Source organism: Roseomonas sp. WA12 (assembly GCF_054165765.1).
In genome coordinates this window covers 4,067,659-4,094,399 of sequence record NZ_CM135108.1, presented here as the reverse complement: position 1 = coordinate 4,094,399, position 26,741 = coordinate 4,067,659, and the positions used below count along the sequence as shown (strand labels likewise).

24 protein-coding genes are annotated in these 26,741 nt (G+C 70.3%); 5 read left to right on the top strand and 19 right to left on the bottom strand.

Going from position 1 to position 26,741, the window contains the following annotated elements:
• Positions 1 to 17: 17 nt before the first annotated feature.
• The 3 genes from ACVBD7_RS19350 to ACVBD7_RS19340 form a co-directional block, all read right to left on the bottom strand.
• A complete protein-coding gene (locus ACVBD7_RS19350) occupies positions 18 to 1,703 on the bottom strand; it encodes a stimulus-sensing domain-containing protein (RefSeq protein ID WP_458094873.1) in 1,686 nt (561 codons plus the stop codon).
• A 155-nt stretch (positions 1,704 to 1,858) separates the two neighbouring features.
• Positions 1,859 to 2,098, bottom strand: a complete 240-nt coding sequence (locus ACVBD7_RS19345; RefSeq protein WP_458094872.1) for a hypothetical protein — start codon at positions 2,096 to 2,098, stop codon at positions 1,859 to 1,861.
• Between the two features lie 125 nt (positions 2,099 to 2,223).
• On the bottom strand, positions 2,224 to 2,925 hold the full coding sequence (locus ACVBD7_RS19340; protein WP_458094871.1) for a response regulator transcription factor: 702 nt from the start codon (positions 2,923 to 2,925) through the stop codon (positions 2,224 to 2,226).
• Between the two features lie 70 nt (positions 2,926 to 2,995).
• On the opposite strand from ACVBD7_RS19340, the gene ACVBD7_RS19335 reads away from it, so the two are divergent.
• Both ACVBD7_RS19335 and ACVBD7_RS19330 read left to right on the top strand, forming a co-directional pair.
• The gene (locus tag ACVBD7_RS19335; protein WP_458094870.1) at positions 2,996 to 3,529 is read left to right on the top strand and encodes a HugZ family pyridoxamine 5'-phosphate oxidase; all 534 of its coding nucleotides are present in this window, start codon (positions 2,996 to 2,998) and stop codon (positions 3,527 to 3,529) included.
• A complete protein-coding gene (locus ACVBD7_RS19330; RefSeq protein ID WP_458094869.1) occupies positions 3,526 to 3,978 on the top strand; it encodes a DUF3237 domain-containing protein in 453 nt (150 codons plus the stop codon). The genes ACVBD7_RS19335 and ACVBD7_RS19330 overlap by 4 nt, the downstream gene beginning before the upstream one ends.
• Positions 3,979 to 4,486: 508 nt before the next feature.
• Here the strand turns inward: ACVBD7_RS19330 and ACVBD7_RS19325 are convergent.
• Positions 4,487 to 5,452, bottom strand: a complete 966-nt coding sequence (locus ACVBD7_RS19325) for a Bug family tripartite tricarboxylate transporter substrate binding protein (protein WP_458094868.1) — start codon at positions 5,450 to 5,452, stop codon at positions 4,487 to 4,489.
• Positions 5,453 to 5,684: 232 nt separating this feature from the next.
• Here ACVBD7_RS19325 and pckA point away from each other — a divergent pair, with 232 nt between their 5' ends.
• The gene (gene pckA, locus ACVBD7_RS19320) at positions 5,685 to 7,289 is read left to right on the top strand and encodes a phosphoenolpyruvate carboxykinase (ATP) (protein ID WP_458094867.1); all 1,605 of its coding nucleotides are present in this window, start codon (positions 5,685 to 5,687) and stop codon (positions 7,287 to 7,289) included.
• A gap of 137 nt (positions 7,290 to 7,426) precedes the next feature.
• Complete coding sequence (locus ACVBD7_RS19315; protein WP_458094866.1) at positions 7,427 to 8,494, top strand: Na/Pi cotransporter family protein; 1,068 nt, start codon at positions 7,427 to 7,429, stop codon at positions 8,492 to 8,494.
• A 128-nt stretch (positions 8,495 to 8,622) separates the two neighbouring features.
• Here the strand turns inward: ACVBD7_RS19315 and ACVBD7_RS19310 are convergent, their stop codons facing one another.
• Both ACVBD7_RS19310 and ACVBD7_RS19305 read right to left on the bottom strand, forming a co-directional pair.
• Complete coding sequence (locus tag ACVBD7_RS19310; protein ID WP_458094865.1) at positions 8,623 to 10,296, bottom strand: peroxidase family protein; 1,674 nt, start codon at positions 10,294 to 10,296, stop codon at positions 8,623 to 8,625.
• Positions 10,297 to 10,577: 281 nt separating this feature from the next.
• Positions 10,578 to 11,549, bottom strand: coding sequence for a Bug family tripartite tricarboxylate transporter substrate binding protein (locus ACVBD7_RS19305; RefSeq protein WP_458094864.1), 972 nt, complete (start codon positions 11,547 to 11,549; stop codon positions 10,578 to 10,580).
• Positions 11,550 to 11,662: 113 nt separating this feature from the next.
• On the opposite strand from ACVBD7_RS19305, the gene guaD reads away from it, so the two are divergent.
• Positions 11,663 to 13,015: a guanine deaminase gene (guaD, locus tag ACVBD7_RS19300; RefSeq protein WP_458094863.1), complete on the top strand. Its 1,353-nt coding sequence runs from the start codon at positions 11,663 to 11,665 to the stop codon at positions 13,013 to 13,015.
• Positions 13,016 to 13,336: 321 nt separating this feature from the next.
• Here the strand turns inward: guaD and ACVBD7_RS19295 are convergent, their stop codons facing one another.
• From ACVBD7_RS19295 to trmB, 13 genes are all read right to left on the bottom strand, one after another.
• Positions 13,337 to 13,630: a hypothetical protein gene (locus ACVBD7_RS19295; RefSeq protein WP_458094862.1), complete on the bottom strand. Its 294-nt coding sequence runs from the start codon at positions 13,628 to 13,630 to the stop codon at positions 13,337 to 13,339.
• Positions 13,631 to 13,867: 237 nt separating this feature from the next.
• Positions 13,868 to 14,140 carry a 30S ribosomal protein S15 gene (gene rpsO / locus ACVBD7_RS19290; protein WP_458094861.1) on the bottom strand — a complete coding sequence of 91 codons (273 nt, stop codon included), beginning with the start codon at positions 14,138 to 14,140 and terminating at the stop codon, positions 13,868 to 13,870.
• A 23-nt stretch (positions 14,141 to 14,163) separates the two neighbouring features.
• Entirely contained in the window at positions 14,164 to 15,132 is a 969-nt protein-coding gene (truB, locus tag ACVBD7_RS19285; protein ID WP_458097729.1) for a tRNA pseudouridine(55) synthase TruB, read from the bottom strand.
• Between the two features lie 184 nt (positions 15,133 to 15,316).
• Positions 15,317 to 16,132, bottom strand: coding sequence for an FkbM family methyltransferase (locus tag ACVBD7_RS19280; RefSeq protein WP_458094860.1), 816 nt, complete (start codon positions 16,130 to 16,132; stop codon positions 15,317 to 15,319).
• A 319-nt stretch (positions 16,133 to 16,451) separates the two neighbouring features.
• Positions 16,452 to 17,507, bottom strand: coding sequence for a hypothetical protein (locus ACVBD7_RS19275; RefSeq protein WP_458094859.1), 1,056 nt, complete (start codon positions 17,505 to 17,507; stop codon positions 16,452 to 16,454).
• Between the two features lie 24 nt (positions 17,508 to 17,531).
• A complete protein-coding gene (locus tag ACVBD7_RS19270; RefSeq protein ID WP_458094858.1) occupies positions 17,532 to 17,789 on the bottom strand; it encodes a hypothetical protein in 258 nt (85 codons plus the stop codon).
• Positions 17,790 to 18,158, bottom strand: a complete 369-nt coding sequence (locus tag ACVBD7_RS19265; protein WP_458097728.1) for an acyl-CoA thioesterase — start codon at positions 18,156 to 18,158, stop codon at positions 17,790 to 17,792.
• Between the two features lie 23 nt (positions 18,159 to 18,181).
• Positions 18,182 to 18,646 carry a 30S ribosome-binding factor RbfA gene (rbfA, locus tag ACVBD7_RS19260; RefSeq protein WP_458097727.1) on the bottom strand — a complete coding sequence of 155 codons (465 nt, stop codon included), beginning with the start codon at positions 18,644 to 18,646 and terminating at the stop codon, positions 18,182 to 18,184.
• A gap of 126 nt (positions 18,647 to 18,772) precedes the next feature.
• Positions 18,773 to 22,033 carry a translation initiation factor IF-2 gene (infB, locus tag ACVBD7_RS19255; protein ID WP_458097726.1) on the bottom strand — a complete coding sequence of 1,087 codons (3,261 nt, stop codon included), beginning with the start codon at positions 22,031 to 22,033 and terminating at the stop codon, positions 18,773 to 18,775.
• A 239-nt stretch (positions 22,034 to 22,272) separates the two neighbouring features.
• Positions 22,273 to 23,391 (bottom strand): RNA-binding protein, encoded by a 1,119-nt coding sequence (locus ACVBD7_RS19250; RefSeq protein ID WP_458094857.1) that lies wholly within the window; start codon positions 23,389 to 23,391, stop codon positions 22,273 to 22,275.
• On the bottom strand, positions 23,339 to 25,057 hold the full coding sequence (gene nusA, locus ACVBD7_RS19245; protein WP_458094856.1) for a transcription termination factor NusA: 1,719 nt from the start codon (positions 25,055 to 25,057) through the stop codon (positions 23,339 to 23,341). The genes ACVBD7_RS19250 and nusA overlap by 53 nt, the downstream gene beginning before the upstream one ends.
• A gap of 3 nt (positions 25,058 to 25,060) precedes the next feature.
• Positions 25,061 to 25,675 (bottom strand): ribosome maturation factor RimP, encoded by a 615-nt coding sequence (gene rimP, locus ACVBD7_RS19240; RefSeq protein WP_458094855.1) that lies wholly within the window; start codon positions 25,673 to 25,675, stop codon positions 25,061 to 25,063.
• A gap of 165 nt (positions 25,676 to 25,840) precedes the next feature.
• Positions 25,841 to 26,554, bottom strand: a complete 714-nt coding sequence (gene trmB / locus ACVBD7_RS19235; protein WP_458094854.1) for a tRNA (guanine(46)-N(7))-methyltransferase TrmB — start codon at positions 26,552 to 26,554, stop codon at positions 25,841 to 25,843.
• Positions 26,555 to 26,741 lie beyond the last annotated feature (187 nt).

Below are 26,741 nucleotides of genomic sequence, written 5' to 3'. Positions count from 1 at the left end.
CTCTCCAGGGGCCAACCTCACACCACTGGCAGCCGCACCACGAAGCGCGCCCCGGCCACGCTGCCATCCGCGTTCCGCCGGTTCTCCGCCATGATCCGCCCGCCCAGCCCCTCGACGATCTGCCGGGAGATGGAGAGGCCCAGGCCGGAGTGCTGGCCGAAGCGCTCGCCGCTCGGGCGCTCGGTGTAGAAGCGGTCGAAGATGCCCTCGAGCTTGGCCTCGGGGATGCCCGGCCCCTCGTCCTCGATCGAGATCTCGGCCATTGCGCCCGTGGGCCGCGCCCGCACGCGCACGGCGCCGTTCGGGGGCGAGAAGGACTGCGCGTTGCCCAGAAGGTTGCGGAACACCTGCACCAGCCGCCCCTCCACCCCGCGCACGACGAGATGGGCGGGCGCGTCGATCTCCATCACCGGGTCGCCATCGCCGCGGGTGGCGGTGTGCAGCTCCACCAGCGTGGCGAGGATCGGCCCGATATCCACCGGCTCCGACACGGCGCGGGAGAGTTCGGCATCGACGCGGGAGCTGTCGGAGATGTCGCCGATCAGCCGGTCCATACGCACCGCATCCTCGGCGATAATGGCGAGCAGCCGCTTCTGTTGGTCCGGGTTCTCGACGCGGCGCAGCGTCTCGATCGCCGAGCGCACGGAGGTCAGCGGATTTCGCAACTCATGCGCGACATCGGCCGCAAAGCGCTCATTCGCGTCCACCCGCGCCCAGAGCGCGTTGGTGCCGCTCTGCAGCGCGCGGGCCAGGGTCCCGATCTCGTCCTGCCGCCCCATCAGCGGTGCCGGCACCGAGCCGCCCCGCCCCTTCCCCGCCCGCATGGATGCGGCGGATGCCGCCAGCTCCAGCATCGGCGAGGCGAGGGTGCGCGCGAGATAGAGGGAGAGCGCCACCGTCAGCGCCAGCGCCATGACGAACAGCGCCAGCACCGAGCCGCGGATCTCCATCACCCGGCTGTCCACCTCCCGCGCCTCGCGGGTGAGCAGTACGATGCCCACAGGTTGGTTCGCCCGTCGCGCCGGCTCCGCCACGGAGACCAGCAGGCGGCCGTCGGCGGTGCGGCGCACATAAGGGTTCACACCGCCTTCGAGGGCCAGGCGCAGCTCCTCCCGCCGGTCGGGGCCGAGATCCGGCTGCCAATCGAAGGAGGGAGCGCCGGGCGTCTCGTCCACCACCACGGCGGGGCCGCGCACGCGGGGGCGCGGGAACCAGTCCAGCACGCGCTCGTAGATGCGGCCGATGGCGCCGGCGACGGGGCCGGGCTGCTCCGGCGGGGGCAGGGGCTCGGTCACGATCGCACCGCCCGGACCCTCCCGCACACGGCTATCGGCTACAAGCAGCCCGTTGTTGTCGAAAAGCTTGGCCTGGGTGCCCGCGCTCGGCTCTGCCAAGCGACGCAGCAGCGGGCGGGACACCTCGGGAACCAGCGTCGCGCGGTCGTCCTGGATGCGGACGCCTGCTTCGGCGATACCGTTGGCGTAGATACGGGCCTGGGTGCGCAGCCCCTGTACCTCGGCGGCCAGAAGCCCGTCCTGATACTGGTCCAGGTAGAGAAGCGTGGTCACCAGCAGGACGGGCGGCAGCATGTTCACCAGCAGGATTCGTCGCAGAAGCGGCGAGATCCGCCGGTTCGTGCCGCGCCGTTCCAGGGGAACGGCCGGGGGAATCTCAGTGGCGATGGGCCCGCTCGCATCCGGCATGGCGGCATCCTAGAGCGGATTCGGTGCCGCGCGTGAGGCCGGGTGATGGCAAAGCCGGGGCGCGCGCCTGCGAAAAGGGCCGCCGGCGCGTGCCGGCGGCCCCTGCCGCATCCTCGCTGAGCCCTGGGGCCCCGCGGATCGTTCGTGACGCGGGTTCAGCCGTGCTGGCCGTTGCCGCCCGTGGCGCCGCTGCGCTCGAGGAAGTTGAGCTCGCTGTCGCGCAGGCTCGGGGCCGACTGGCGGGCGGGCGCGGCGGCCTCGGTGGCGCGGTAAGCGCCGAAGGCGGAGGGGCCGTCGAAGGGCGAGGTGCCCTCGGCGCGGGCGCCCGAGACGGCCACCGTGCCCAACAGGGCGGCGGCGAAGGCGAGGGTGCGGAGGCTGGTGGAAGCGGACATTGGTCTATCCTTTCGATGGATGGCGGCGGCTGTCTGTCGTCGTCTGAACAGAGCTATGCTCCGCATCCCGCCGGCCCTCCAACGCAGGGCACGGATAGCCTTTATCCACGCCGTGGATGCTTCCCTCACGCCTCCTTGTAGCGGTAGCCAATGCCGTAGAGCGTCTCGATCTGACCGAAGCTGTCATCCACGGCCCGGAACTTCTTGCGCACGCGCTTCACATGGCTGTCGATGGTGCGGTCATCGACATAGATGTTCTCGCCGTAAGCGGCATCGATCAGCTGGTCGCGGTTCTTCACCATGCCCGGTCGCACAGCCAGCGCCTTTACCAGCAGGAACTCCGTCACGGTCAGCTGCACCGGCTGGCCCTTCCAGTTGCAGGTGTGCTTCGTCTCGTCCAGCACGAGATCGCCGCGCGCGATCACCCCGCCCGACGGCGCGCCCGACCCCTCGGCCCGGCTCGCCTCGTTCCGCCGCAGCAGGGTGCGGATGCGCTCCAGCAGCAGGCGCTGGGAGAAGGGCTTCGTGATGTAGTCGTCCGCGCCCAGGCGAAGGCCCATCAGTTCGTCCAACTCGTCATCCTTGCTGGTCAGGAAGATCACCGGCATGCCGCTGCGCTGGCGCAAGCGCTGCAGCAGTTCCATCCCGTCCATGCGCGGCATCTTGATGTCGAGCACGGCGAGGTCCACCGGCCGGGCCAGCAGGCCCTGCAGCGCGCTCTCCCCATCGGTATAGGTGCGCACGGTGAATCCTTCCTGCTCCAGCGTCATGGAGACGGAGGTGAGGATGTTGCGGTCGTCATCCACCAGGGCGATGGTGTGGGGCATCGGGTGTCCCTAAAGGGCCCGTTTCGGGGCGTCGAGGCGGGCGTTGCACCCGAAGGGACGAGAGGATGCCATGACGGAGCCCCCTATGGGAGAGGCCGGAGAAGAAGGCGGGGAGTCGACCGCGGAGGTCACCGCACCGGCCCGGCGCGCCGGGCTGGCGCTGGAAGCCCGCCTCCTGATGCGCGAGGCCGCCTCCGCCACCCTGGCCACGCTCGGCCGCGAGGGTCATCCCCATACGGCGCTGGTCACCCCCGCCATCGCACCGGACGGCGCGCCGCTGCTCTTCCTCTCCACCCTGTCCGAGCACACGCGCCAGCTTCTGCGTGATCCCCGCTGTTCCCTCCTCTTCCAGGGCACCGCGGCAGAGGAGAATCCCCAGACCACGCCCCGCATCAGCGTCTCCGGCACGGCAGAGCGCGCGGAGGATGCGGCGCTGAAAGCCGTCTGGCTCGCCCGCCATCCCTATGCGGCGCCCTATGCCGATTTCGGCGATTTCTCGCTCTGGCGCATCGCCCCGCGCTCGGCGCTGATGGTGCTGGGCTTCGGCCGGGCGCACCGGCTCGCCGGCGCCGAGCTGGCCCCCGCGCCGGGAGAGGCCGAGTGACTCCCCTTCCCGACTTCATCGGCCAGGTCGATGTCGCCGTCGCCGCGCCCATCCTCATCGGCCACACACCGCTCGGCGAGCGCCGCCTGATCCCTATCCTCGGCGGCCGTCTCACTGGCCCACGGCTCGAGGGCGAGGTGCTGCCGGGCGGCGCCGACTTCCAGCTCATCCGCCCCGACGGAGTCGCCGAGATCGAGGCGCGCTACGCCATCCGGCTGACCGACGGCGCCATGCTCTACGTCGTGAACCGCGGCCTACGCCACTCCGCGCCGGAGGACATGGCCCGCCTGCTGCGCGGTGAACCCGTGCCGCCGGAGCGCGTGTACTTCCGCACCAGCCCGGTCTTCGAGACCGCCGCGCCCGATCACGCCTGGCTCGGGCGCAGCCTGTTCATCGGCTATGGCGAACGGCAGCCGGATTCCGTGCGGGTGCGGATTTTTGCCGTCTGAGCCTCCGCCCGCACGGGCCTGCCCGAGGGGCCGATTCGATCCCGGCTCAGGTCTCGCGCGGCGGATGCCTGAACCCGATCTTTCCGCTTTGGCGCGGCCCGGTCCCCAGCGCCGTCGCCTGCCTCTCGGTGCCTGGAGCTTTTTTGGAGGACTGCAACGTCCTGCACCTCCGGCTCGCAGGCGCCGGCCACGAATATGTGGCCGCTCAGTGCTTACTCTATATGGCTTCCAGGCCGGGCGATCGGGCTGATGGCCGCGACCCCTCCCTGGATACCCTGCAGTTCATTCTTGGAGCCGAATTCGACCAGGTTCTGGGCCGGACAAGACCAGCCGAAACCGGAGGGTCGAAGAAGGTGAGTACAACCAGGGCCACCCTCGGTGGCATCGCGACCGCATGCGATCCAACTGATCGGGGGTGTCGGTCCCCTGGCCCGCAAGAGAGGCCAGGGTTCGGCATTGGCAACTCGTCTCGGTGGAGGAACAGGTTCCTCCGGCGCCATGCCCAGCCTCACTCGATGGCGCGGAACCCTGTCGCCCGCACCACTCCCGCCCAACGCGCCGTCTCCTGCCGCATCAGCGTGCTGAATGCGGCCTGGCCGTTCCCGGCCACGCGGAACCCGGCCTCCTGCATCCGTGCCCGCAACGCCGGCGCCCGCAGCGCGGCCAGGATTGCGCCTTCGAGCGCCGTACGCACCGGCGCCGGCGTGGCGGCCGGGGCGACGACGCCGAACCAGGCGCTGAAGGCGAGGTCCGGCTGCGCCAGTTCGGCGACCGTGGGCACGGCGGGCAGCAGCGGCGAGCGCTCCGGTCCGGTGACGGCCAGCGCGCGGATCCGCCCGTCCCGCACCTGCGGCGCGACGAGGGCGACGGTGCCGAACATGCCCTGCACGTTGCCGTTCAGCACCGCCGTCATGGCATCCCCGGTGGAGCGGAAATGCACCGCCTCCATCCGCAGCCCCGCGCTAGCGGCGAGGATAGCCGCGCCGAAATGGCCGGGCGTGCCGGCGCCGAAGGTGCCCATGAAGAGCGAGGGCTGCGCTCGCGCCCAGTTCAGCCAGTTGGCAAAGCCATCCGCCTGAGTCGCGCCGGGAATGACGAAGGCGAAGTCTGCGGCCGCCACCTCGGCGATGGGCGCGAAGTCGCGCGCGGGGTCGTAGGGCAGGCGGGCATAGGTGCTGGGCGCCATGGCAAGCTGCCCGACTTCGCCGAGCAGCAACGTGGCGCCGTCGGGCGCGGCCCGCGCCACTTCCTGCGCCGCGATCGCGCCGGCGGCGCCGGGCTTGTTGTCCACCACCACCCCCGCCGGCACCCCCTCCTTCAGCCCTTCCGCAAGGAGGCGCGCGACCAGGTCCGGCCCGCTGCCTGGCGGGAATCCGAGGACGAGGCGGAGCGGCCGGTCTGGCAGGGAGGCGCGCGCTGCAAAGGGAAGCAGGGCTGCGGCGACGAGGGACGCACGGCGTGTGAATGGAATCATGGACGAACTCCCCAATTTTTGAACATCATGCCGGGGATGAGACAGATTGACGAGCGTCGGATGAGCCCCGCAGCAGGCGCCCAAACGGCCAAAGTTAAGTAACCATCCGGTTATTTTTTGTGGTCCTCGCGGGAACGCCTTAATCTTGCTCTCCGCACGGGCCAAAAGCGTCCATGTACAAAGCGGTTCCCTATCGAGCGGGACCGGTCAGCCGGAGGCACCAGCTTAACAAATGACTGATACTACCCATGCCCGCGCCCTCTCCGGCACCGGCGTGTCCGCCCCGAAGACGGTCTATCCGAACCTGACCGCCCCCGGCCTGACCACGCACGCCCTGCGCCGCAACGAGGGCCGTCTCTCCGCCGATGGTGCATTCATGGCCATCACCGGCGTGCATACCGGCCGCTCCGTCGCCGACAAGTTCGTCGCCGACGACCCCGAGGTCACCAAGGAGATCTGGTGGGGCAAGGTGAACCAGAAGCTCGATCCCGCGAAGTTCGAGTCCTTCACCTCCGATGTCCGCGCCTTCCTTGGCGCGCAGCCTGAGCTCTTCACCCAGGACCTCTATGCCGGCGCTGATCCTGCGCACCGCATCAAGGTGCGGCTGGTGACCACCAATGCGTGGCACGCGATGTTCGCCCGCAACATGTTCATCCGCCCCCCGGTGGAGGACCTTGCCGGCTTCGAGCCGGACTTCGTCATCCTCCACGCGCCGGAGATGGAGGCGAAGGCCGAGCATGGCGGCCGCCCGAACTCCACCACGCTGATCGCGCTGTCCTTCGCCAAGAAGATCATCGCCATCGCCGGCACCAGCTACGCCGGCGAGATCAAGAAGAGCATCTTCACGGTGATGAACTGGCTGCTGCCCGCCAAGGGCGTGCTGCCGATGCATTGCTCCGCCAATGTCGGCAAGGGCGGCGATACGGCGCTGTTCTTCGGCCTGTCCGGCACCGGCAAGACCACGCTGTCCTCCGACCCCGAGCGCGCGCTGATCGGCGATGACGAGCACGGCTGGACGAAGACCGGCGTCTTCAACTTTGAGGGTGGCTGCTACGCCAAGGTCATCAAGCTCAGCCAGGAGGCCGAGCCGCAGATCTGGAACGCCTCCCACCGCTTCGGCGCCGTGCTGGAGAACGTGGTGGGCGACGAGCGCGGCAATCTTGACCTCGATAACGGCTCGCTGACCGAGAACACGCGCTCCTGCTACCCGATCGAGTTCATCCCGAACACGCAGCCGGGTGGCCAGGCGGGCCTGCCGAAGAACGTGGTGATGTTGACGGCCGATGCCTTCGGCGTGCTGCCGCCGATCGCCAAGCTGACGCCGGCGCAGGCCATGTACCACTTCATGTCCGGCTACACCGCGAAGGTGGCGGGCACGGAAAAGGGCCTGGGCAAGGAGCCGCAGGCCACCTTCTCCACCTGCTTCGGCGCGCCCTTCCTGCCGCGTCACCCCGAGGTGTACGGCAAGATGCTCGCCGAGCTCATCGAGCGTGACGGCGCCCAGGTGTGGCTGGTGAACACGGGCTGGACCGGCGGCTCCTACGGCACCGGCCAGCGCATGAGCATCAGGCACACCCGCGCCCTGCTCCGCGCCGCGCTCGACGGCAGCCTCGCCAAGGGCGAGTTCGTGCAGGAGCCCTTCTTCGGCCTGGCCATTCCCAAGGCCCTGGAAGGTATCCCCGCCGAGGTGCTGAACCCGCGCGACAGCTGGGCCGACAAGGCCGCCTACGACAAGACGGCCCGCGACCTGCAGTCCCGCTTCGAGGCGAACTTCGAGACCTTCGCGGGCGCGGTGAGCGAGGACGTGAAGAAGGCGGCGATCAAAGCCGCCGCCTGAACGGCCTGATCCAGGCCCGAGATTGAACTGGGGGCCGCGAGGCCCCCTTTTCATTTCGGGGGAGAAGCTTCCGTGACAGGCGGAGGCCCCCCTCCCCGGCCCGCGTTCCCCTCTCGCCACTCGCAGCGAGAGAACCGATGCCCCCGATCGCGCCCATTCGCTGGATCGCCGCCTTCGCGCTCCTCTTCCTCCTCACCGCCGGCACTGCGCTCGCGCAGGACGGGCAGGGGCCGAAGCTGGACTGGGTGGAGATGGCCATGGGCTGCCTCGGCGGCCTCGCGCTCTTCCTTCTCGGCGTGTCGGAACTGGCCGAGGGGCTGAAGGTCGCGGCCGGCGACCGCGTGAAGCGGCTGCTGCACCACGCCACCAACGGCCCGATCCGCGGCCTGGGCACCGGCATCGCCGCGACCACCATCCTCGACAGCTCCTCCGTTACCATCATCCTCATCATCGGGCTGGTGGATTCCGGGGCGATCGGCTTCGCGCAGACCCTGCCGGTGATCCTCGGCAGCAATATCGGCACCACCATCTCCTCGCAGGTTTTCGCCCTCGGCGTGGACGAGTACGCGCCCGTGATGCTCGCCATCGGCCTGCTCATCCGCGCCTTCTCGAAGTCGGAGCACCTGACGGGCTGGGGGCGCGTGATTTCCGGCCTCGGCCTCGTGCTGTTCGGCCTGCACATCCTTGGTGAGGCGGTGGAGCCGCTGAAGGAGCATCCCGGCATCACCGAATGGCTGCGCGCCACCGAGACGCCGCTGCGGGGCGTGCTGATCGGGGCGGTGTTCACCCTCATCATCCAGTCCTCCTCGGCGACCTTGGGCGTGATCATCACGCTCGCAGGCCAGGGCATCGTGGACTTGCCGACAGGGCTCGCCATGATGCTCGGCGCCGAGATCGGCACCTGCTCGGACACGCTGATGGCCACCATCGGCCGCTCACGGGCCGCGGTGCGGGCGGGGATCTTCCACCTGGTGTTCAACATCGTCACGGTCGCGGTCGGCGTTGCCCTCATCCAGCCGCTGGCTGCTCTCGCCCGCTGGAGCACCGGCGAGACGCCGCAGCAGATCGCCAATGCCCATGTCGCCTTCAACGTGATCGGGGCGCTCGCCTTCCTCTGGCTGGCGCCGTGGTGCGCGCGGATGCTCGAGCACGTCGTGCCCGACCGCGACGGGGCACCTGGGGCGAGCCCGGCCCCGGCCGACTAGCGGAGGTCGGAGCGCCCGCTCCCGGCCCCCTCCCCGGGCTCAAGTTGCCCCACCTTCAGGTCCAGCTCCCGCATCTCTCCGGCAAGGGTCCGGGCGACCTTGCCGCCCGGAGCCGTTCCCCGCGCCGGCTACGTCGTTGCCGTCGGAGAGAGTGGGCGCAGTTCGTCCCTGCTTTGGTCGTAGGCGGTCATTAACAGGTCCACCATCCCGAACCCGCCGGGATGGCGGCCGGCCTCCGGCCTCCAGCCCCGGTTCTTCAACAGCGAAACGTTGCTGCCCTCGATCGCGCGGTGGAAGGTCTCGGCGACGATGCGGCCGCCGATCGGCCCGAGCTTGCCCCCGTGCGTCTCTGCCTCCCGCAGCACGTAGAACCAGAGCGGGGTCTCGGTCGTCACCTCCTGCAGCAGATCGCCGCTTAGGTCGGTCAGGTCGATGCCGCCATCGCCGGGGCCGAGAATCTGCTGGGAGGTGAGGGTCGGCGTTGCAGCGCCGAGGCGGCTGAAATGCGTGGCCACCTCCTGCGCGGTGGCCAGCTTCACCTGCCGCCCGCGCAGCAGGTTCCGGAAGGCGAGGTTGAGCTCCAACGGGTCGGCCGTGGGGCCTCCGCGCCCGCCGAAGGAACCGAGCGGCAGCTCCGCCAGCGGATCGGTGAGGCGGGTGTCGATCCGATGCGCGAAGTTCAGCCTCCCGGGTGCCTGCGGTGCCAGGGAGGGGTCGCCCGCATCGGTTGCGAAGTCGAAGAGGCGAGTAAAATCGGCCACCCAGTTGCTGGGCAGCTGGTCGAAATCCCCATCCGTGGGCTTGTTGATGTCGCTCGGCGTCGCCGCGGGATCCGGCGGCGGCGGGCTGCCGCTGGCAAAGGGCGAGAGATTGCCGCTGGTGCCGGAGAAGCGGAACAGGTTCTCGAGCGAGCCCGGGGCCAGCGCATCCGCACGGTTATGGAAGAAGACGTTCCAGTCATAGCCGGCGCGGATCATCGAATGGCCGAGCCGGTAGGCGGCGACGGAGAACTCGATCGGCATGGTCGGCGGATCCCCGGAGCCGACCTCGAACACCTTCCGCCCGTTGTGCAGCACGTCGTCCAGCACGGATTGCGCGACGATGCGGGGCAGGAAGTCGTGCAGGACCATCCACTGGTAGTGCAGCACCACCTCGCGCCGGATCTCCCTGAAGCTGCGGCCGGGATGGCGGGCCGCGATCGCGTTGTGGAAGCGCATGAAGGCAAGGTGGATCTGCGCCACCGCCAGGTTCTCGTCGTTGCGTCGGTCCGGGATGTTGGCGAGGCGGGTCTGCAGCACCTCCGTCGCCAGCGCCCCCATCCGCGGCAGATCGAAGCCCGGCAGCGGCTTGTCCGCCACGGGCGGCGGGCCGGAGGCCTGCGTGGTGCCGAGGCGCAGGCGGATGCCATCCGCCTCGTAGAAACGCCGGCTGTCCGCGTCCTCCGGACCCTTGCCGTAGACGCTGTCGAGGTCGAGCGCCGGGCTGCGTTCCTGCACGGTGGGGATGCCCGTCGGCGTGCCGCCGCTCAGCTTGCTCGGGTCTCGCGTCAGGTCGTGGTCGATGAACTGGCCGAGATAGGTGAAGCCGGCCGGAACCGGGCCGTTCGCCTGCTGCCCGGATGTCATGCGAGTGGCGAGCAGCCGCAGGAGACCATCGCTCTGCACGGGCGCGCCGCGCGTGACCATCTCCGAGAAGCGGAAGGCGCTCTCCTCCTCCGCCCTGGTGAAGGAACGCGTCACGTCCCCTCGGAGCTCATGCCGGTTGACCACGAGGTAGACCGGCCGCGCGTGACGTTCCGCCATGACTTCTTCCTTGTTTCCCCGGAAAGGCAGGAAGAAGCGTGATCGAAACGAAAACAGGAAGTCCAGCCCGTTGTTTTCGACGTGACTCCGGTTAGTGCTCTAGGTCACACGAAACGTATCCGAGGCGAGAAACAGTCCAGTACAGGGAGGATTTGTTCAGCCTCCTCTTCTTTCCTGCCTGTTTTGATACATATCCAGTAATCATTCCGAATTCGCATAAAATAGCAGTGAGCTGCCGCGGCCAGGCCGGGTGTAACCCCACCCGGCCGGACAGCACGCCGCTACTCCGCCTTCAGATCCAACTCCCGCACCTTCTTGCCCCAGAACTCGTATTCCTCGCGGATCGCCGTCGCGAAGCCCGCGCGCGGCTGGGCGGCCGCCACCTCCAGCCCGTCCCTCTCCAGGCTGCGGGCGAAGCGCGGGTCGCGGATGGCGCGGTTGGCCGCGGCCTCCAACCGGTTCATCTCCGCCTCCGGCACGCCGGCCGGGGCGAAGATGCCGTGCCAGCCGAGGATGACGATCCCCGGAAGCCCGGCCTCCGACAGCGTCGGCACGTCGGGCAAAGAGGGCAGGCGGTGGTCGCCCGTCACCGCGATCGCGCGCAGGCGGCCATCCTTCGCCAGCGGCACGGCCGGCGGCGGTGAGGAGAAGTTCATCGTCACCCGCCCGGCCACCACGTCCTGCAGCGCCGGCGCCGTGCCGCGATAGGAGATATGCTCCATCTCCACCCCGGACGCCTCGCTGAACAGGATGCCCGCCAGGTGGTTGTTCGAGCCGACGCCACCGGAGGAGAAGGTGAAGCCGGCATTCGGCCGCTTCCCGGCCGCGATCAGCTCCTGCAGCGTGTTGGCCTGCACCTTCGGGTCGATCACCAGCACGTACTGGTAGGAGCTGGCCTTGGTCACCGGCGCAAGCGCGGTGGAGAGGTTGATGCGGTCGTTCCGCTGCAGATGCGGGTTCACCACGATGTTGGTGGAGACCGCGAAGAGCAGCGTCGTCCCGTCCGGCCGCGCGCGGGAGACGGAGACAGCGCCCACATGCCCGGCGGCACCGCCACGGTTCTCCACGATGACATTCTGGCCCAGCACCTCCATCAGGATCGGCGCCAGCTCCCGCGCCACGATGTCGGTGCCGCCGCCGGCCGCATAGGGCACGACGAGGGTGATCGGCCGCCCCTGAGGCGTCCCCTGGGCCGAGGCGCGGGTAATGAGGGCCGGGGCCGCGAGGAGCGGCAGGATCTGTCGACGTTGCATGGCGCGTACACCCTGGTTTCGCCGGAATGGGCCACGCTCGCGGGCCCGCCGCAAGCACCCTTCACCCGAACGTGCGGGATGCCATGATGGTCCCCCAGTGTCCGGAGGCGCGCGTGACCAGCGATCCCCTCGCCCTTCGCGGCCCCGCCCTCACCTTCCGCCACGATCCTTTCGCAGGCGATGCCGACACCGCCCTGGTCCACTGGCCCGACGCGCTGGTGGTGATGCAGGACGGCCTCATCACCGGTTTCGGCGATCACGCCACCGAACGCTCCCGCCACCCCGGCGATATGCCCGTGCACCACCACCCCGAGGGCCTTATCACCGCGGGCTTCATCGACACCCATGTCCACTACCCGCAGCTCGAGATGACCGGCGCCTTCGGCGAGACCCTGCTCGACTGGCTGACGCGCTACACCTACCCAACCGAGGCGCGCTTCGCGGATGCGGCGCATGCCGCTCGCATCGCCCGGCTGTTCCTGCGGGAGATGCTGCGCGCCGGCACCACCACCGCCTGCATCTACGGAACGGTGCACGAGCACTCCGCTGACGCGATCTTCGCCGAGGCGGAGCGGCTTGGCCTGCGCATCGTCGCCGGCAAGGTGCTGATGGACCGCAACGCCCCTTCCGCGCTGCTGGACGGCACCGATCATGGCATCCCCGCCACCCAGCGCCTGATCAACCGCTGGCACGGCCGCGGCCGCCTGCTCTACGCCATCACCCCCCGCTTCGCCCCCGCCTGCACCGACGCCGCGCTGCGGGCCGCCGGCCGGCTGTGGTGCGACAATCCCGGCACCCTCATGCAGACCCATCTCTGCGAGACCGAGGCCGAAATCGCATGGGTGCGCGAGCTGTTCCCCGGCGCCGCCTCCTATCTCGATGTCTATGCCAGGGCCGGGCTGACGGGCCCGCGCGCCGTGATGGGGCATGCAGTGCATGTGACGGAGAGCGATCTCTCCACTCTGCACCACACCGGCTGCGGCGTGGCGCACTGCCCCAGTTCCAACCTGTTTCTCGGCAGCGGGCTGTTCCGGCTGCACGAAGCAAAGGATGCCGCGCTGCGTGTCGGCCTGGGCAGCGATGTGGGCGCCGGCACCGGCCTCTCCACGCTCCGCACCCTGGGCGATGCCTACAAGGTCGCCCGCCTGCGCGGCGCCCGGTTGCACCCCGCCCAGGCCCTCTGGCTCGCCACCACGGGCGGCGCCGAGGCCCTGCGACTTGAGGACCGCATCGGCACGATCGCGCCGGGGATGGAAGCGGATCTCGTCGTGCTGGACCCGCGCGCGACCCCTGCCCTCGCGCTGAGGACCGAGGGACGCGACCCGGCTGACACCCTCTTTGCCCTCACGGCGCTCGGGGACGAACGAGCGGTGCGGGCCACCTATGTCGCGGGGCGGCTGGTGCATGATCGCGATGGCCCTGAAGAGGGCTCTGCCCTCTCCGGACCTCACCCGCCAAGGGTCTGAGGCCCCTGGCCCCTCATCGGGCTGCCGCGGATCGATCCGCCCTGTCAGTCGCCCCGGGTTTTCGACCCGGGGCGCACCGCCAGCCGAGTATCCCCACCTGATAGAAGAAGATGATGGAGAGGGGTCCGGGGAGAGGAAGAATTCCTTCTTCCTCTCCCCGGTGCCAGCAGAAGCCGATCTGCGCCACCGTCCTCCGCACGGCTCGATGCCCTCGCCCGTAGGAGCCTGCACCGGACGGAGGCATAGGAGCGCGGCCCGAAACGGAACCGGCCCGTCCTCCTTACGGAGAACGGGCCGGCGATCGGCTCGATGGGGCCGGGCTCAGCGAGCGCGGCGGCGGCTCGTGCTGTTGGAGCGCGTGGTGGCCGCCGGGCGCTCGGGCTCGGGCGCCGGGGTGGCGCTGGCCGGGGTCACGCCGCGGGACTTGTCCAGCTCCTCATACATGCACTTCGAGATGGCGAAGGGCGTGGCGCCGGGGAAGCGCTGCTCGCAGGCCGGGCGGAAGGCCTCCTCGGGCAGCGGGGAAACGGCGGGGGCGGCGGCGGGCGGCGTGGTGCAGGCGGCCATCAGCGCCAGCGACGGCAACAGCACAGCCTTGAGGATCGTCTTGGTCACTGGATCGTCCTTGGATCTGGAACCCCGGCTCGGGGGCGGTCGCTTTCTAGGGCGGCGCGCGGCGCGCGTCACCGGAGTTTTCCTCAACTTGCGGGGCGGAATTGCGGCGAAGGGTGAGGACGCGTGCCGCAGGCCACAGAGAGCCCCGGAACGACCTCGGGGGAGAGGAGCTCTCGCTCCCCTCCCCCGAGGGTGGTCACGGCGTGGCGGAGAGGGCCCGGCCCTCCCCGTGGCCTGTCAGCGACGGAGGCCGAGGCGCCCGATCAGCGTCTCGTAGCGCTGCTGGCTCTTGCGCTTGGTGTAGTCGAGCAGGCCGCGGCGCTGGCCGACAAGCACGAGAAGGCCGCGCCGGGAGTGGAAGTCCTTCGGGTGGGCCTTCATGTGCTCGGTGAGCGAGGTGATGCGCTCGGAGAGCAGGGCGATCTGCACCTCGGGCGAACCGGTGTCGCCGGGGGCGGTCGCGTATTCCTTGATGAGCGCCTGGCGGCGCTCAGGGGAGATCATCGACATCGTGGTATCCTAAGAAAGGGGGTTCAGCGATCGCCGCGGGCGAGCCAGCGTTCGGGGCGGAGAAGCCCCTCCCCCAACCGGCACAATCCCATCAGGCGCTCCCCCGACAGCACGCGGACCAAGCCCCCATCGGGGTTGGCCGCCTGCGGAACCCGGCCCATGAACTCGACCAGGGACAATTCCTGGCCGAATGACAGGCGGGCGGCTTCGGCTTCGGTGACGGCCAGGGCCGGGATGTCGTCCAGCGCGGTCGTCACCGGCAACAGAAGCGCCGGCGAAGGGGGCGGGGTATCCCCCGTAACGATCAGCGAGTCCAGTGGAATCGCGTGCTCCTCCCGGAAGGGCCCGACGCGCAGCCGTCGCAGCGCCGCGATGTGCCCCACCGTGCCCGCGGCGCGCGCGAGATCCCGCGCCAGCGAGCGCATGTACACGCCCTTCCCGCTCTGCACGTGGAAAATGGCGGTGTCGTCGTCGACGCGCTCCACCAGCTCGAACTGGTCCACCCGCGCCGGCCGCGCCTGCAGCTCCACCACCTGGCCCTCGCGCGCGAGGTCATAGGCGCGCTCGCCACCGATCTTGATGGCGGAATAGATGGGCGGCACCTGCATGATATCGCCGCGGAAGGCCGGAAGCGCGGCTTCCAGCTGCGCGTTCGTCGGACGGTATTCGGAGGTGGCGATGGTCTTGCCGTCCGCGTCGTCGGAATCCCGCTCGTCGCCCATCTTCAGCGTGAAGCGGTAGATCTTCGTGCTGTCCATCACGTAGGGCACGGCCTTGGTGGCCGCGCCGAAGGCAATGGGCAGGATGCCGGTGGCCAGCGGGTCCAGCGTGCCACCATGGCCCACCTTCTGCGCATCGAAGGCGCGCTTGAGCTTGGTGACCACATCGGTGGAGCCCATGCCCGTGGGCTTGTCCACGATGAGCCAGCCATCCATCGGCTTGCCCTTGGGCTTGCGGTTCTGCCGCCCCCGATGCCCGTTCTGCCCTGCCATGCGCGGCCGCCCCCTGTTCCGGACCAGCGCGAACGCGGTCATCGAATTCCGGACCGACGGACGGACCGGAGGGCGGGCGTCTAGCACCACGGGCGGCGCGGCGCCCAGGGGGGACAGCACGGGCATGACGCGGATGGCACGCGGGCGAGGGTGCGCTCCGCGGGTCGCGCGGCGCACCGGCCCGTCAGCCCCGCAGCTGCAGCACCCCGTCCTCATGGGTGATGTGCCCGATCGTGGGATCGGATTCGTGGATGGCCAGCAGGTTGATGCCCATCGGGTACAACCGGTAGCCATGACCCGCCAGGATGCGGCCCAGCGCGTCGCGGTCGGTCTTGATAACCTCCACCACCAGCTGCGGCCGGCAGCGCCGCAGCGTCTCCGCCGCGCCCTCCAGCACCTCGATCTCCATCCCCTCGACATCGATCTTGATGAGGTCGAGGCGGGACAGTTCGAAGGCGTCGATCGGCACCACCGCGGTATCCACGCCATCCGCGTAATCGACTGCCTGGCCGATGAACTCGGTGCCATCCCGTCGCCGCAGCTCAAGGCTGCCGAAGCTGGCGGGGCGGTGGTAGTCGGGGGCCGGCACGGTGATGCTGCCCGTCGTTGCGCCCACCGCGGCCCAGCGGGCCTGCACGTTGAGGCAGTTGTTCAGCGCGATGTTGCCGGCCAGCGCGTAGAAGATCTTCTCCTGCGCCTCGAAGGCGATCACGCGGCCCCAGTCATGCATCATGCGGGCCCATTCCACGGTGTGGACGCCGATATTCGCGCCGCAATCCATGGCCACCACGCCCGGGCCGAAATGATGCCGGCGGAAGCGAAGCATCGCCTTCACGAAATCCACCTCCTGCCCGTCGAAGGAGGAGGTATTGAGAAGCTGGAAACCGACGCCGTAGCCGCGTGCGCCGTCCACCATCCGGTAGTCGTTGCGGTTGACGATCATCGAACCGTGGTCCGTGCCCGCCAGCACAAAGGCGATCGGCCTGCTCACCTGCTGCATCGCGCGCATCCCCCAACGCCCTCCGTCCTGGAAGGCCGGGGGTGATTGTGACGCAGGACGTCTTTCCGGAGGGCTAACGGCAGGGTGTCCCGGGGAGAGGACGAAGGAGTTTTTCCTCTCCCCGACCCCTCACAATCCTCTTCTTTGCCTTGGAGTCACCAGGCTGACGGGGCCTCGGCTCCATGAGCCGAAGTGACTGCAGAGGAAGAAGGCCGAAGAGAAACCCCGCCTGCAAGCGGGCGCCGTGGCAGCCCGATGCTGGGTCCAGGAGCCTCAGGCCCTAGTGGGGGTCCAGGGGGCAGCGCCCCCTGGGTGGGCCTCAGGCCTCTACCGGCACCGGGAAGCACACCCGCGCGAAGTCTTCGGTGGCCAGGTTCTTCTCCTTCGCCTCCACCTCGATATCGGCCCAGGCCAGGTGTCGCGCGGCCCATTCGGCATGGGGCCGGTTCCACAGCCGCGCCGAATGCGCGCGGAGATCGCGGGCGGAGATGCCCGCGGCGATCAGCGCGACGCGGTCGGGCAGCACGTCGGGGTCCTGCCCTGCCACCAGGTCGTGCTTGGGCGCGCTGATATGGATCACCGGGCGCACGCCGCGCCAGGAGGCCTTGATGGGCGCGATCCGGGGATCATCCGGCTCGAGATACTCGCCGGTGACCACCCAGTGGTGGTGCAGGTCCAGCACGATGGGAAGGTCCTCGGCCAGCGGTAGCAGGTCGTCGAGGCCGTAGGCGGTCTCCTCGTTCTCCACCGTCAGCAGGTTGCGCGCATCCTCGGAGAGCATCCGGAAGCCCTCGCGGAAGCCCTCGATCCCCGCCGGGCGGCCGCCGGCATGGACGTTGATGTGTGCGCCATGCGGGTGCCAGCCGCCGGCATGGCCGAGATAGCGCATGACGTCGGTGTGGTACTCGATATCGGCCACCGCGGCGGCGCGCGTACCCGGGCGCTCGGTGGAGAGCACGGTGTACTGGCCGGGATGCATCGAGAGCCGCACGCCGCCCCGCAGCGCCGCCTCGCCGGCCGGCTTCAGGCTGGTCTCCACGATCCGGCGCAGCGCGGGGTCATCGTAGAGCGGGCGGATGGCGGGGTGGCTGTAGGAGGGCAGCACGTTGCTCACCATCCGCATGGCGCGCTGGCCCGGGGGTAGGCGGGCGGTGCGGGCGATCTGGGTCAGCAGCGTCTCGCCATTGATGCGGACGAGGCCGATCAGCTTCTCGATCGCGGCAGCGGGCTCCATCTTCTGCAGGTAGGTGACGGTGGTGTCGCGCAGGTTCAGCGCGGCCTGCTCCTTCACGGAGAGGGAGGGGTCGAGCCATTGGCAGACCCAGGCGATGCGAGGCGGCGTGTCCATGCGGTAGGAACGGGGGAGGGCCGCCATGGTTCGCCCCCTGTCATCCCCGTGTCAGCGCCGATGCAGGCGCCCCTGCCAGAATCCTGTCAGGCCGCCGAGCACGATGGCGACAAGGACCATGATGACGACGTCGCCCGGCTCCCGCCACGCTGCCAGCGGCCCCATGAAGCTCAGGAGCAGGGCAGGAATCCAGAGCAGGGAGGCCAGGCGCCGAGCGCGCGGGCCGCCGCGCAGGATGAAGTACCAGGCGAGGAAGGTCGGCAGCCAGAAGGGGGCGTCCTTGATGAGGACGTAGAGCGCCAGCCCCAACTAGCTTCCCTCGGCCGGTACTGGCCGCGGCCGTCCTGCGTCGTCGAGCGAGACGAAGGTGAAGGCGGCTTCTGTCACCCGCTCGCGCAGGTCCGAATGGCGTTCCCGCCGCCAAGCCTCGACCTGGATGCGGATGGAGGTGCGGCCCACCGAGAGGATGCGGGCATAGAGGCTGACCTCGTCGCCCACATGCACGGGGCGGTGGAAGGTCATCGCCTCCACGGCCACGGTCGCGCAGCGGCCGCGGGCGCGGCGGGAGGCGGCGTTGCCGGCCGCGAGATCCATCTGCGCCATGAGCCAGCCGCCGAAGATGTCGCCGGCCGGGTTGGTATCACCGGGCATGGCGATGGTCCGGATCATCGGGGCCATCTCGGGCGGCTGGGGAGCGTTGGTCACGGCGCGTGGCGGTCCTTCTCGGCCTCGTCCCCGTCATCCTCGCCAGGCCCGGCATCCGGGTCAGCGTCCGGGCTGGCGGCCAGCCCGTCCTCGGGGCCGGGGCTGTCGCCGGAGAGCAGCAGGTCGCGCGCCACGGCGGGCTGGCGCATCAGCGCGTCGATATGCATCGCGTGCTCGAGCGCGGTGTCGGCCTGGAAGTGCAGCTCCGGGGCGAACTTCAGGCGAACGCTGCGGGCCACCAAGCGGCGCAGCTCGGGCTGGTTGTCCTTCAGCAGCCGAAGCAGCGCCTTGTCCGCGGTCTGACCAAGGCGGGAGACGAAGACGGTCATGTGCCGGAGGTCGGGCGAGGCGCGCACCTCGGTCACCGTCACGCGCGCATCGGCGAGATCGGGGTCCCGCACGTCACCGCGCGCGAGAAGGGCGGAGAGCGCGTGTCGCACTTCCTCGGCCACGCGGAGCATGCGCTGGGAGGGAGCGTTGGTCGCTGAAGAGTGCTTTGGCATGGAAAGAGCCCTGAAAAGCAGCCGCCGCGCCGCGGATGAACCGGGCGCGGCGGCATCGTCAAACCGGGAGAAGAAGGGGGCGGATCAGACCGCCGCCACCGTCTCCGTCTCGTAGCACTCGATCTGATCGCCGACGCGGATGTCGTTGTAGTTGTAGAAGGACATACCGCACTCGTAGCCGTTGGCGACCTCGCGGACATCGTCCTTGAAGCGGCGCAGCGTGGAGAGGGTGCCGGTGTGGATGACCACGCCGTCGCGGAGCAGGCGGACGCCCGAGCCGCGCTTCACCACGCCCTCGGTCACGCGGCAACCGGCGATGTTGCCGAGGCGCTTGACCTCGAACACCTGCAGGATCTGCGCGTAGCCCAGGAACTTCTCGCGCTGGATCGGGGCGAGCTTGCCGCGGACCAGCTTCTCGATGTCGTCGGCCACCTCGTAGATGATCGAGTAGTAGCGGATCTCGACCCCGTCGCGGTTCGCCATCTCACGCGCCTGCGTCGTCGCACGCACGTTGAAGGCGATGACCACGGCGTTCGACGCCTTGGCGAGCTGGATGTCGCTCTCGGTGATCTGGCCGACCGCCGAGTGCAGCACCCGCACCTTGACCTCTTCGCGCGAGAGCTTGCCCAGGGTGACGCCGAGCGCCTCCGAGGAGCCCTGCACGTCCGCCTTGACGACGACCGCCACCTCCTTCTGCTCACCCGCCTGGATGCGGGCCAGCATGTCGTTCAGCGTGCCGCGGGCGGCGCTGACGGCGGCCGTCTGCTTCTCCCGCGCCTTGCGCTGACGGAACTCGGTGATCTCGCGCGCCCGGGTCTCGTCCTCGACGGCCACGAAGGTCTCACCCGCGCCCGGCACGCCGGACAGGCCGAGGATCTCCACCGGCTCCGACGGCTCGGCACCCGTGAGCGGGATGCCCATGTCGTCGATGATCGCGCGGATGCGGCCCCACTCGGCGCCGGCGACGACGATGTCGCCGGTGTTGAGCGTGCCCTTCTGCACGAGCACGGTGGCCACCGGGCCACGGCCCTTGTCGAGCTTGCTCTCGATCACGGTGCCCTCGGCCGCCCGGTTCGGGTTGGCCTTCAGGTCCAGGATCTCGGCCTGCAGGGTGATCGCCTCCAGCAGCTTGTCGAGGTTGGTGCCCTTCAGCGCAGAGACCTGGATCTCCTGCACGTCGCCGCCGAGGCTTTCCACCACCACCTCGTGCTGCAGGAGTTCCTGCCGCACGCGGTCAAGGTTCACGCCGGGCTTGTCGATCTTGTTGACCGCCACGATCATCGGCACCTGCGCCGCGCGGGCGTGGCGGATGGCCTCGATCGTCTGCGGCATCACGCCGTCATCGGCAGCCACCACCAGCACCACCATGTCCGTCACCGAGGCACCGCGGGCGCGCATGGCCGTGAAGGCCTCGTGGCCCGGGGTGTCGATGAAGGTCACGCGGTCGCCCGTCGGGATCTGGATCATGTAGGCGCCGATGTGCTGGGTGATGCCACCCGCCTCGCGGCCCGCCACGTCCGTCTTCCGCAGCGCGTCCAGCAGGCTGGTCTTGCCGTGGTCGACATGGCCCATGATCGTCACGACAGGCGGGCGGGGCTCCAGCTCCGCCTCGGCATCCACCTCACCCTCGAGACCCTGTTCCACATCGGCTTCCGAGACGCGGCGCACGCGGTGACCGAACTCGGTCGCCACCAGCTCCGCCGTGTCGGCGTCGATCGACTGGGTGATGGTGGCCATCACGCCCATGCGGAACAGCGCCTTCACCACCTCGCCGGCGCGGGCCGCCATACGGTTGGCGAGGTCCTGCACCGTGATGAGATCGGGGATGATCACGTCGCGAACGACGCGCTCCTGGCCCGAGCGAAGGCGGGCAAGCTCCGCCTGGCGCCGCTCGCGCTCACGGGCGCGGCGGACGGAGGCGAGGCTGCGGCCGCGGTCGTCATCACCCTCGATGGCGGCCTGGACGTCGATCCGGCCTTCGCGCTTCCGGTCGGCCGGGTTCATGCCCTTCTTGGCAGGGGCCGCGACGGGCTTGCGGGCAGCCGCCGGCGGCGGACCGCCGAGGCGGCGCGGCGGCAGGCGACGGCCCTCATCCTCCATGCCCGGAACCGGGGCATCGCCCGGCGCGCGCGGACGGAGCGAGAGCTTGCCGGCACCACCGCCACCGGCGGGGATGCTGCTCGGCACGGGGCCGGGGCGACGGGCCGCCAGCGGAGCGCCAGCGCCACCACCGAAGCCGCCCGGGCCACCGGCGCGCGGGGCACCGTAGCCACCCGCACCACCGCCGGCCGGACGCGGGGCGTAGCCGCCGCGGTCACCGCCGCGATCGCCACCGGGGCCGGCGGGACGCGGCGCGTAGCCGCGATCACCACCCGGGCCACCGGCCGGACGCGGGGCGTAGCCGCCGCGGTCACCGCCACGATCACCACCGGGGCCGGCGGGACGCGGCGCGTAGCCACGATCACCGCCCGGGCCACTGGCCGGGCGCGGGGCGTAACCGCCACGGTCACCGCCGGGGCCGGCGGGACGCGGCGCGTAGCCACGATCACCACCGGGGCCACCGGCCGGGCGCGGGGCGTAGCCGGCGCGGTCACCGCCGCGATCGTCGCGCGCGCCGTAGCCGGGGCGATCCGAACCACGATCCGCGGGGGCACCACGATCCTGATAGGGAGCGCGCGGCGGCGGCGCGGCGCGGGGCGCCTCCTCGGCCGGTGCGGCCGGGCGCGCGGCCACTGGGGCCACGGGGCGCGGCGCCGCGGGCTGCGGGGCCTCCTCGGGCTCCGGCGCGTGGCGGGCCTCCTCGGCGGCGCGGCGCGCATCCTCGGCAGCCTGGCGGCGGGCCTCGGCGGCGCGCTCGGCGGCCTCCTCGGCATTCCGGCGCTCATCCTCGGCGCGGCGCGCGGCCTCTTCGGCGGCGGAGCGCACCATCAGGGCCTGCTGCTCGCGCTCCTGGCGCTGCCGCTCGGCCTCCTGCCGGCGCATCTCCTCCAGCACGCGCAGGCGGTTGGCCTGCTCGCCCTGGGTGAGGGGACGACCGGGGGCCGCCGGGGCGGGGCCGCTGGCGCGCGGGCCACCCGCGCGCGGCGGGCCACCGGCACGGGCCGGGCCGCCGGCCTGCGGACCGGCCGGGCGCGGGGCCGCGGCGCCGACGCTGGGCGCCGAGGGCGCGCCGCCGGGGCCGCCGGCCCGCTTCTTTACCACCTCGACCTGCACGGTCTTGCTGCGGCCATGGGAGAAGGACTGGCGCACGCTGCCAGCCTGCTCGGTCTTACCGAGCTCCATGCGTCCACCGGGGCGCAGCGAGAGCCGCCCCTTGCCCTGATCCTGTCCGTTCTCGTCGCTCATCCGTCCGCCCGCGCCCGAGACATTGCCCGAGCCCTCATCAACCTTGCTGTCAGCCACACCGATCTCCAAGGCGCCGGGGGGTTCCCCATGGCGCCGGCCGCGCGACATTCCGTGCGGCCACCATTCTTTTCGCGCCTTCAGGGGCACGCATCCCTCGGGCCGCGCCAGGGGCACGGTCCCATGGGGCTCCGAGAGGACTGATCCCCCCTGACCCCGTCGCCATCCGGCCGACTAGCGGCTCATCGCTCTTGCGTCACTGGCACGGCCGGCTCCCCTCCGCGCCGAGGGCGCGTTCCCTGCCTGCCGCCCCGGGGGGACGTCGGGCCGTCGCCCCGGTGGGGCGGCTCCTTGTCAGCGCCCTGAACGGGCGCAGCGCCCCGGCGGGGCGCCTCGTTGTCGGCGCCCTGGCGGGGCACCTTGCTGCCGGCACCCCGATGGGGAGCCTTGCCGTCGGCGCCCTTTCGGGGCGCCCGCTCCTCGGCGCCCGCGCGGGGTGCCGCTGCCTGGCCACCCGTTCCCGGGCGCACCCTGTCCGCCTGATGTGGCGATGCGGAGCCGGAGGTGCCAGGACCCCTGTTGCCAGAACCCTGGCGTCCTTGCCCCCTGCCCCGCCTGCCTGCACCCGGCGCATCGCTTGCGGCCGGATCCGTGCGCAGCATGCCGGCGAGGCGCCCGGCCTCGGCCAGGATGCCCTGAGCCAGACGGCCCGACGCCACCGCCACATGCACCGCGTGATCCCGACCGAACACCGCACCAAGCTCCGCGGCCCCGAGCACCGAGACGATGGGAACACCATGGCTCCCGACCAGCCTCGCCCGCTCCGGGGCGCTTCCATCCGACGCCTCGACCAGCAGGGCGGCGCGGCCGTTTTGCAGCCATTCGCGCGCCTGCTGGAAGCCCACCACGGCCTGCCCCGCACGTCGCGCGAGGCCCACCTGGTCCCGGATGCGCCGCCGGAGTCCGTCGAGGATCGTTTCACGAAGCTCGGGGATGGGGTGAACCGGGCCGCGGGCGGCCTTCATGAAGGCGCCACGGGTCAGGGCGCGTTCTAGCACATCGCCGCGCGCGCTCAACCACATTCCCCGCCCGGGCATGCGCCCGGAGAGGTCCGGCACCAGGACGCGGTCCGGGCCGAGCACGAAGCGGATCATTGCCTCCTTCGGCAGGGACTCCCGCGTCGCCACGCAGCGGCGAAGCGGGCCCTTCTCCTCGGGGTCCGGGAGACCTGGGGTCTCCCGGGGTGAATCGGGGAGGCCGGGGGTGCCGGCCTCCGTTTCCCCAGGTACATGAAGGGGGGCTTGGGGATCAGGCGCGGGCGTTGCCGTTCTCCTCGCCGTCCTCGGCGGCCGGCTCGGCATCGGCCGGGGCCTCGCCCTCGGACTCCGCCTCGGTGCCGTCCTCGTCCGACTCGCCCTCAGCTTCCGCCTCGCCCTCGGACTCGGCGCCCTCGGCAGCGGCCGCCTCGTCGAAGGCGGCCTGGGCGGCGGCCTCGGCCGCGGCCTTCTCCTCCTCGCCGAACCAGCCGGCGCGCTGGCGCGCGGCCATGATGATGGCGTTGGCGGTTTCCTCGTCGACGCTGTCCTCGCCGAGGATCTCGATCAGCTCGTCGGCGGCCAGATCTCCCAGGTCGTCGAGCGTCTTCACGCCCTTCTCGCCGAGGGAGACCATCATCGCGGGGGTGAAGCCGCCGGTCTCGCCGACCTTGTCGTCCACGCCCATCTCGCGGCGCTTCTCGTCCAGCTCGGCGTCGCGGCGCTCCAGGCTGGCCTGGGCGCGGCGCTTTAGCTCGGCGGCGACGTTCTCGTCGAAGCCCTCGATCTCGGCGAGCTCCTCGTCCTCGATCTCGATGATCTCCTCGAGCGAGGTGAAGCCCTCGGTCACCAGCAGGCCGGCGATCACGTCGTCCACGTCCAGCCCCTCGACAAAGAGGCCGGTGCGCTTGTTGTAATCGGCTTGGCGGCGCTCGCTCTCCTCGGCCTCAGTCAGGATGTCCACGTCGTAGCGGGTGAGCTGCGAGGCGAGGCGAACATTCTGGCCGCGGCGGCCGATGGCGAGCGACAGCTGATCGTCCGGCACCACCACCTCGACGCGACGGCCCTCGTCATCGAGCACCACCTTCGTCACCTCGGCGGGGGCGAGGGAGTTCACGATGAAGGTCGGCGTGTCCTGCGACCAGGGAATGATGTCGATCTTCTCGCCCTGCAGCTCGGCCACGACCGCCTGCACGCGCGAGCCGCGCATGCCGACGCAGGCACCGACAGGATCAATGCTGCTGTCACGCGAGATCACGGCCATCTTGGCGCGGCTGCCGGGGTCGCGGGCGACCGCCTTGATCTCGATGATGCCGTCATAGATCTCCGGCACTTCCTGGGCGAAGAGCTTGGCCAGGAAGCCGGGATGCGTGCGGGAGAGGAAGATCTGCGGCCCGCGCTGCTCCTCACGCACGTCGTAGATGTAGGCGCGCACGCGGTCGCCGTTGCGGAAGGCCTCGCGCGGGATGGTCTCGTCGCGGCGCAGCAGGGCCTCGGCACGGCCGAGATCGACCATGAGGTTGCCGTACTCGGTGCGCTTGACGACGCCGTTGATGATCTCGCCGACGCGATCCTTGTACTCGTCGAACTGCTTCTTGCGCTCCACCTCGCGCACGCGCTGCACGATCACCTGCTTGGCGGTCTGGGCGGCGATGCGGCCGAAATCGATCGGCGGCAGGGGATCGACGATGAACTCGCCGACGGTGATGCCGGGCTTGATCTTGACCGCGATGCGAACGGGGATCTGGTTCTCCTCGTTCTCGACCGGCTCGGCCTCCACCACCTCGGTCCAGCGAGAGAGCCGGACCTCGCCGTTCTTGCGGTCGATGGTGGCGCGGATGTCCTTCTCCTGGCCGTACTTGGCACGGCCGGCCTTGGACATGGCCTGCTCCATCGCCTCGAGCACCTCTTCGCGCTCGATCATCTTCTCGCGGGCCACGGCATCCGCGACCTGGAGAAGCTCGGGGCGGGCGATTGCGACGTCCACGGCCATGGTTCAGTTCCTCTCAGACGGGGGACGCCAGCGGCGGGGGGCCTTCTTGGGGGCCGGCTCGCCATCGGCGTCTTCAGGTTCGGGCTGGGCGGTGGCCGCGATCAGCTCATCGGTCAGCACCAGCTTGGCGCGGCGGATGTTGCTGCGCGGCAGGGTGATCTCGGCGCCCTCGTCCAGCTTCAGGCGGACCTCGTTCTCGTCCGCGGACAGGATGCGGCCGCGGTAGCGCCGGCGTCCCTCATACGGGACGTTCATCTCCACCGTCGCGACCTGGCTGGCGTAGCGCACCCAGTCCTTGGTGCGGGTCAGCGGGCGATCGATGCCGGCCGACGACACCTCAAGGTTCCAGAGACCCGGGAAGGGATCGTCCACGTCGAGCACGGCGCCGACGGCGTGGCTGATCGCCTCGCAGTCCTTGACGTTGATAAGGCTGCCATCGGCGCGGTCGGCCATGACCTGGACGGTCGGCCGTTCCTTGCCCTGGATCTGCACGCGCACGATCTCATAGCCCATCTGGGCCAGCGCCGGCGCGATGGCGGCGGCGATACGGGCCTCAAGGCCCTCGTGCTGAGGAAGGTCGTCGCTCAAAAACGAAAAAAGGCGGCCCGTGAAGGCCACCCCCCTAAATCGGCGGATTGTCTTGAATGCCTGATATAGGGCGCGGCGTGGGTTGGAGCAAGGTTCTTTGCGGGAGCGGTGAAGGCAGGGGGGAGGTATCCCCCCGGACCCCCTTCTATTTTTGTCTGCAGCGCTGGCGCGCGGGGGATTTCATCTCCCCCGGCCTTACTTGCGTTGCCAGACCCACCAGCGCGGCGACCGGCCCTCGCGCATCGCCTTGGCCTCGTAGCGGGTGTGGGGCCAGCCCTCAGGGTGGGTGTCGTGGTGTTCTGTCAGGGTGAACAGGTCCTGGGCGCCCATCACCTCGTCCACCCAGGCCTGGTAGGTCGGGTCGTCGCTGGCGATGCGCCACTCGGCGCCGGGGCGCAGCTTCGCGCCGAGCAGGGGAAGCAGGGCGGGGTGGGTGAAGCGGCGCTTGGCGTGGCGGGCCTTAGGCCAGGGGTCGGGAAACATCAGGAAAAGGCGGTCGAGGCTCGCGTCCGGCAGGGCCTGGAGAAGGTGGCGGGCGTCCTTCGGCCAGAGCCGGAGGTTGGGGGGTAGAGGGGCAGTGGCTTCTTCCTCCTCGGGGACGAGGTGGGTGAGGAGAGAGCAGAGGCCGTTCTCGAACACCTCGGAGGCGATGAGGGCAACCTGGGGATTCCTGGCCGCGAGCTCGAGGGCGTGTTCGCCGCCGCCGAAGCCGACTTCGAGCCAGAGGGCCTCAGGGGTGTTGGCGAAGCCGGCGCGCGGGTCCTCGGGGGTGGCGAGGGTGATCCGCGGGAGGGTGAGGTCGAGGAGGCGCTGCTGGCGGGGGCGCAGGGGGTGGCCGCGGCGGCGGCCGTAGAGACGGTCCGGGATGCCTTCGGCGGGGGGGATGGGGCGGGGGGGGTCGTAGGCCATGAAGCGGGGTGCCTGAATGGGGGAAGGGCCGCCACGCAGGGGGTGCGGGGCGGCCCTTTGCTAAGTTTTAGCACCAGTTCTCAGCAACCTGAGGGGGATCAGGCCTCTGTCAGCCCTTGGGGAAGGGCCGGTCAGGCAGGGGGGCGCCTGACGAGGTGGAACCTAGGTTAATGAGAACAAAACGTCA

Bases quoted from the DNA above. Each gene is read 5' to 3' on its own strand.
- ACVBD7_RS19265 (WP_458097728.1), bottom strand. From the start codon at position 18,158: ATGGCCCCGATGATCCGGACCATCGCCATGCCCGGTGATACCAACCCG.
- truB (WP_458097729.1), bottom strand. From the start codon at position 15,132: ATGGCAGGGCAGAACGGGCATCGGGGGCGGCAGAACCGCAAGCCCAAG.
- ACVBD7_RS19340 (WP_458094871.1), bottom strand. From the start codon at position 2,925: ATGCCCCACACCATCGCCCTGGTGGATGACGACCGCAACATCCTCACC.
- ACVBD7_RS19350 (WP_458094873.1), bottom strand. From the start codon at position 1,703: ATGCCGGATGCGAGCGGGCCCATCGCCACTGAGATTCCCCCGGCCGTT.
- ACVBD7_RS19315 (WP_458094866.1), top strand. From the start codon at position 7,427: ATGCCCCCGATCGCGCCCATTCGCTGGATCGCCGCCTTCGCGCTCCTC.
- nusA (WP_458094856.1), bottom strand. From the start codon at position 25,057: ATGGCCGTGGACGTCGCAATCGCCCGCCCCGAGCTTCTCCAGGTCGCG.
- infB (WP_458097726.1), bottom strand. From the start codon at position 22,033: ATGAGCGACGAGAACGGACAGGATCAGGGCAAGGGGCGGCTCTCGCTG.
- ACVBD7_RS19280 (WP_458094860.1), bottom strand. From the start codon at position 16,132: ATGCAGCAGGTGAGCAGGCCGATCGCCTTTGTGCTGGCGGGCACGGAC.
- ACVBD7_RS19325 (WP_458094868.1), bottom strand. From the start codon at position 5,452: ATGATTCCATTCACACGCCGTGCGTCCCTCGTCGCCGCAGCCCTGCTT.
- rpsO (WP_458094861.1), bottom strand. From the start codon at position 14,140: ATGTCGATGATCTCCCCTGAGCGCCGCCAGGCGCTCATCAAGGAATAC.
- pckA (WP_458094867.1), top strand. From the start codon at position 5,685: ATGACTGATACTACCCATGCCCGCGCCCTCTCCGGCACCGGCGTGTCC.
- ACVBD7_RS19305 (WP_458094864.1), bottom strand. From the start codon at position 11,549: ATGCAACGTCGACAGATCCTGCCGCTCCTCGCGGCCCCGGCCCTCATT.
- rbfA (WP_458097727.1), bottom strand. From the start codon at position 18,646: ATGCTCCGCGTGGCCGAGGAAGTGCGACACGCGCTCTCCGCCCTTCTC.
- ACVBD7_RS19275 (WP_458094859.1), bottom strand. From the start codon at position 17,507: ATGGCGGCCCTCCCCCGTTCCTACCGCATGGACACGCCGCCTCGCATC.
- ACVBD7_RS19335 (WP_458094870.1), top strand. From the start codon at position 2,996: ATGACGGAGCCCCCTATGGGAGAGGCCGGAGAAGAAGGCGGGGAGTCG.
- ACVBD7_RS19345 (WP_458094872.1), bottom strand. From the start codon at position 2,098: ATGTCCGCTTCCACCAGCCTCCGCACCCTCGCCTTCGCCGCCGCCCTG.
- trmB (WP_458094854.1), bottom strand. From the start codon at position 26,554: ATGGCCTACGACCCCCCCCGCCCCATCCCCCCCGCCGAAGGCATCCCG.
- ACVBD7_RS19310 (WP_458094865.1), bottom strand. From the start codon at position 10,296: ATGGCGGAACGTCACGCGCGGCCGGTCTACCTCGTGGTCAACCGGCAT.
- ACVBD7_RS19250 (WP_458094857.1), bottom strand. From the start codon at position 23,391: ATGCCGAGCCGGCCGCCGAGGACGGCGAGGAGAACGGCAACGCCCGCG.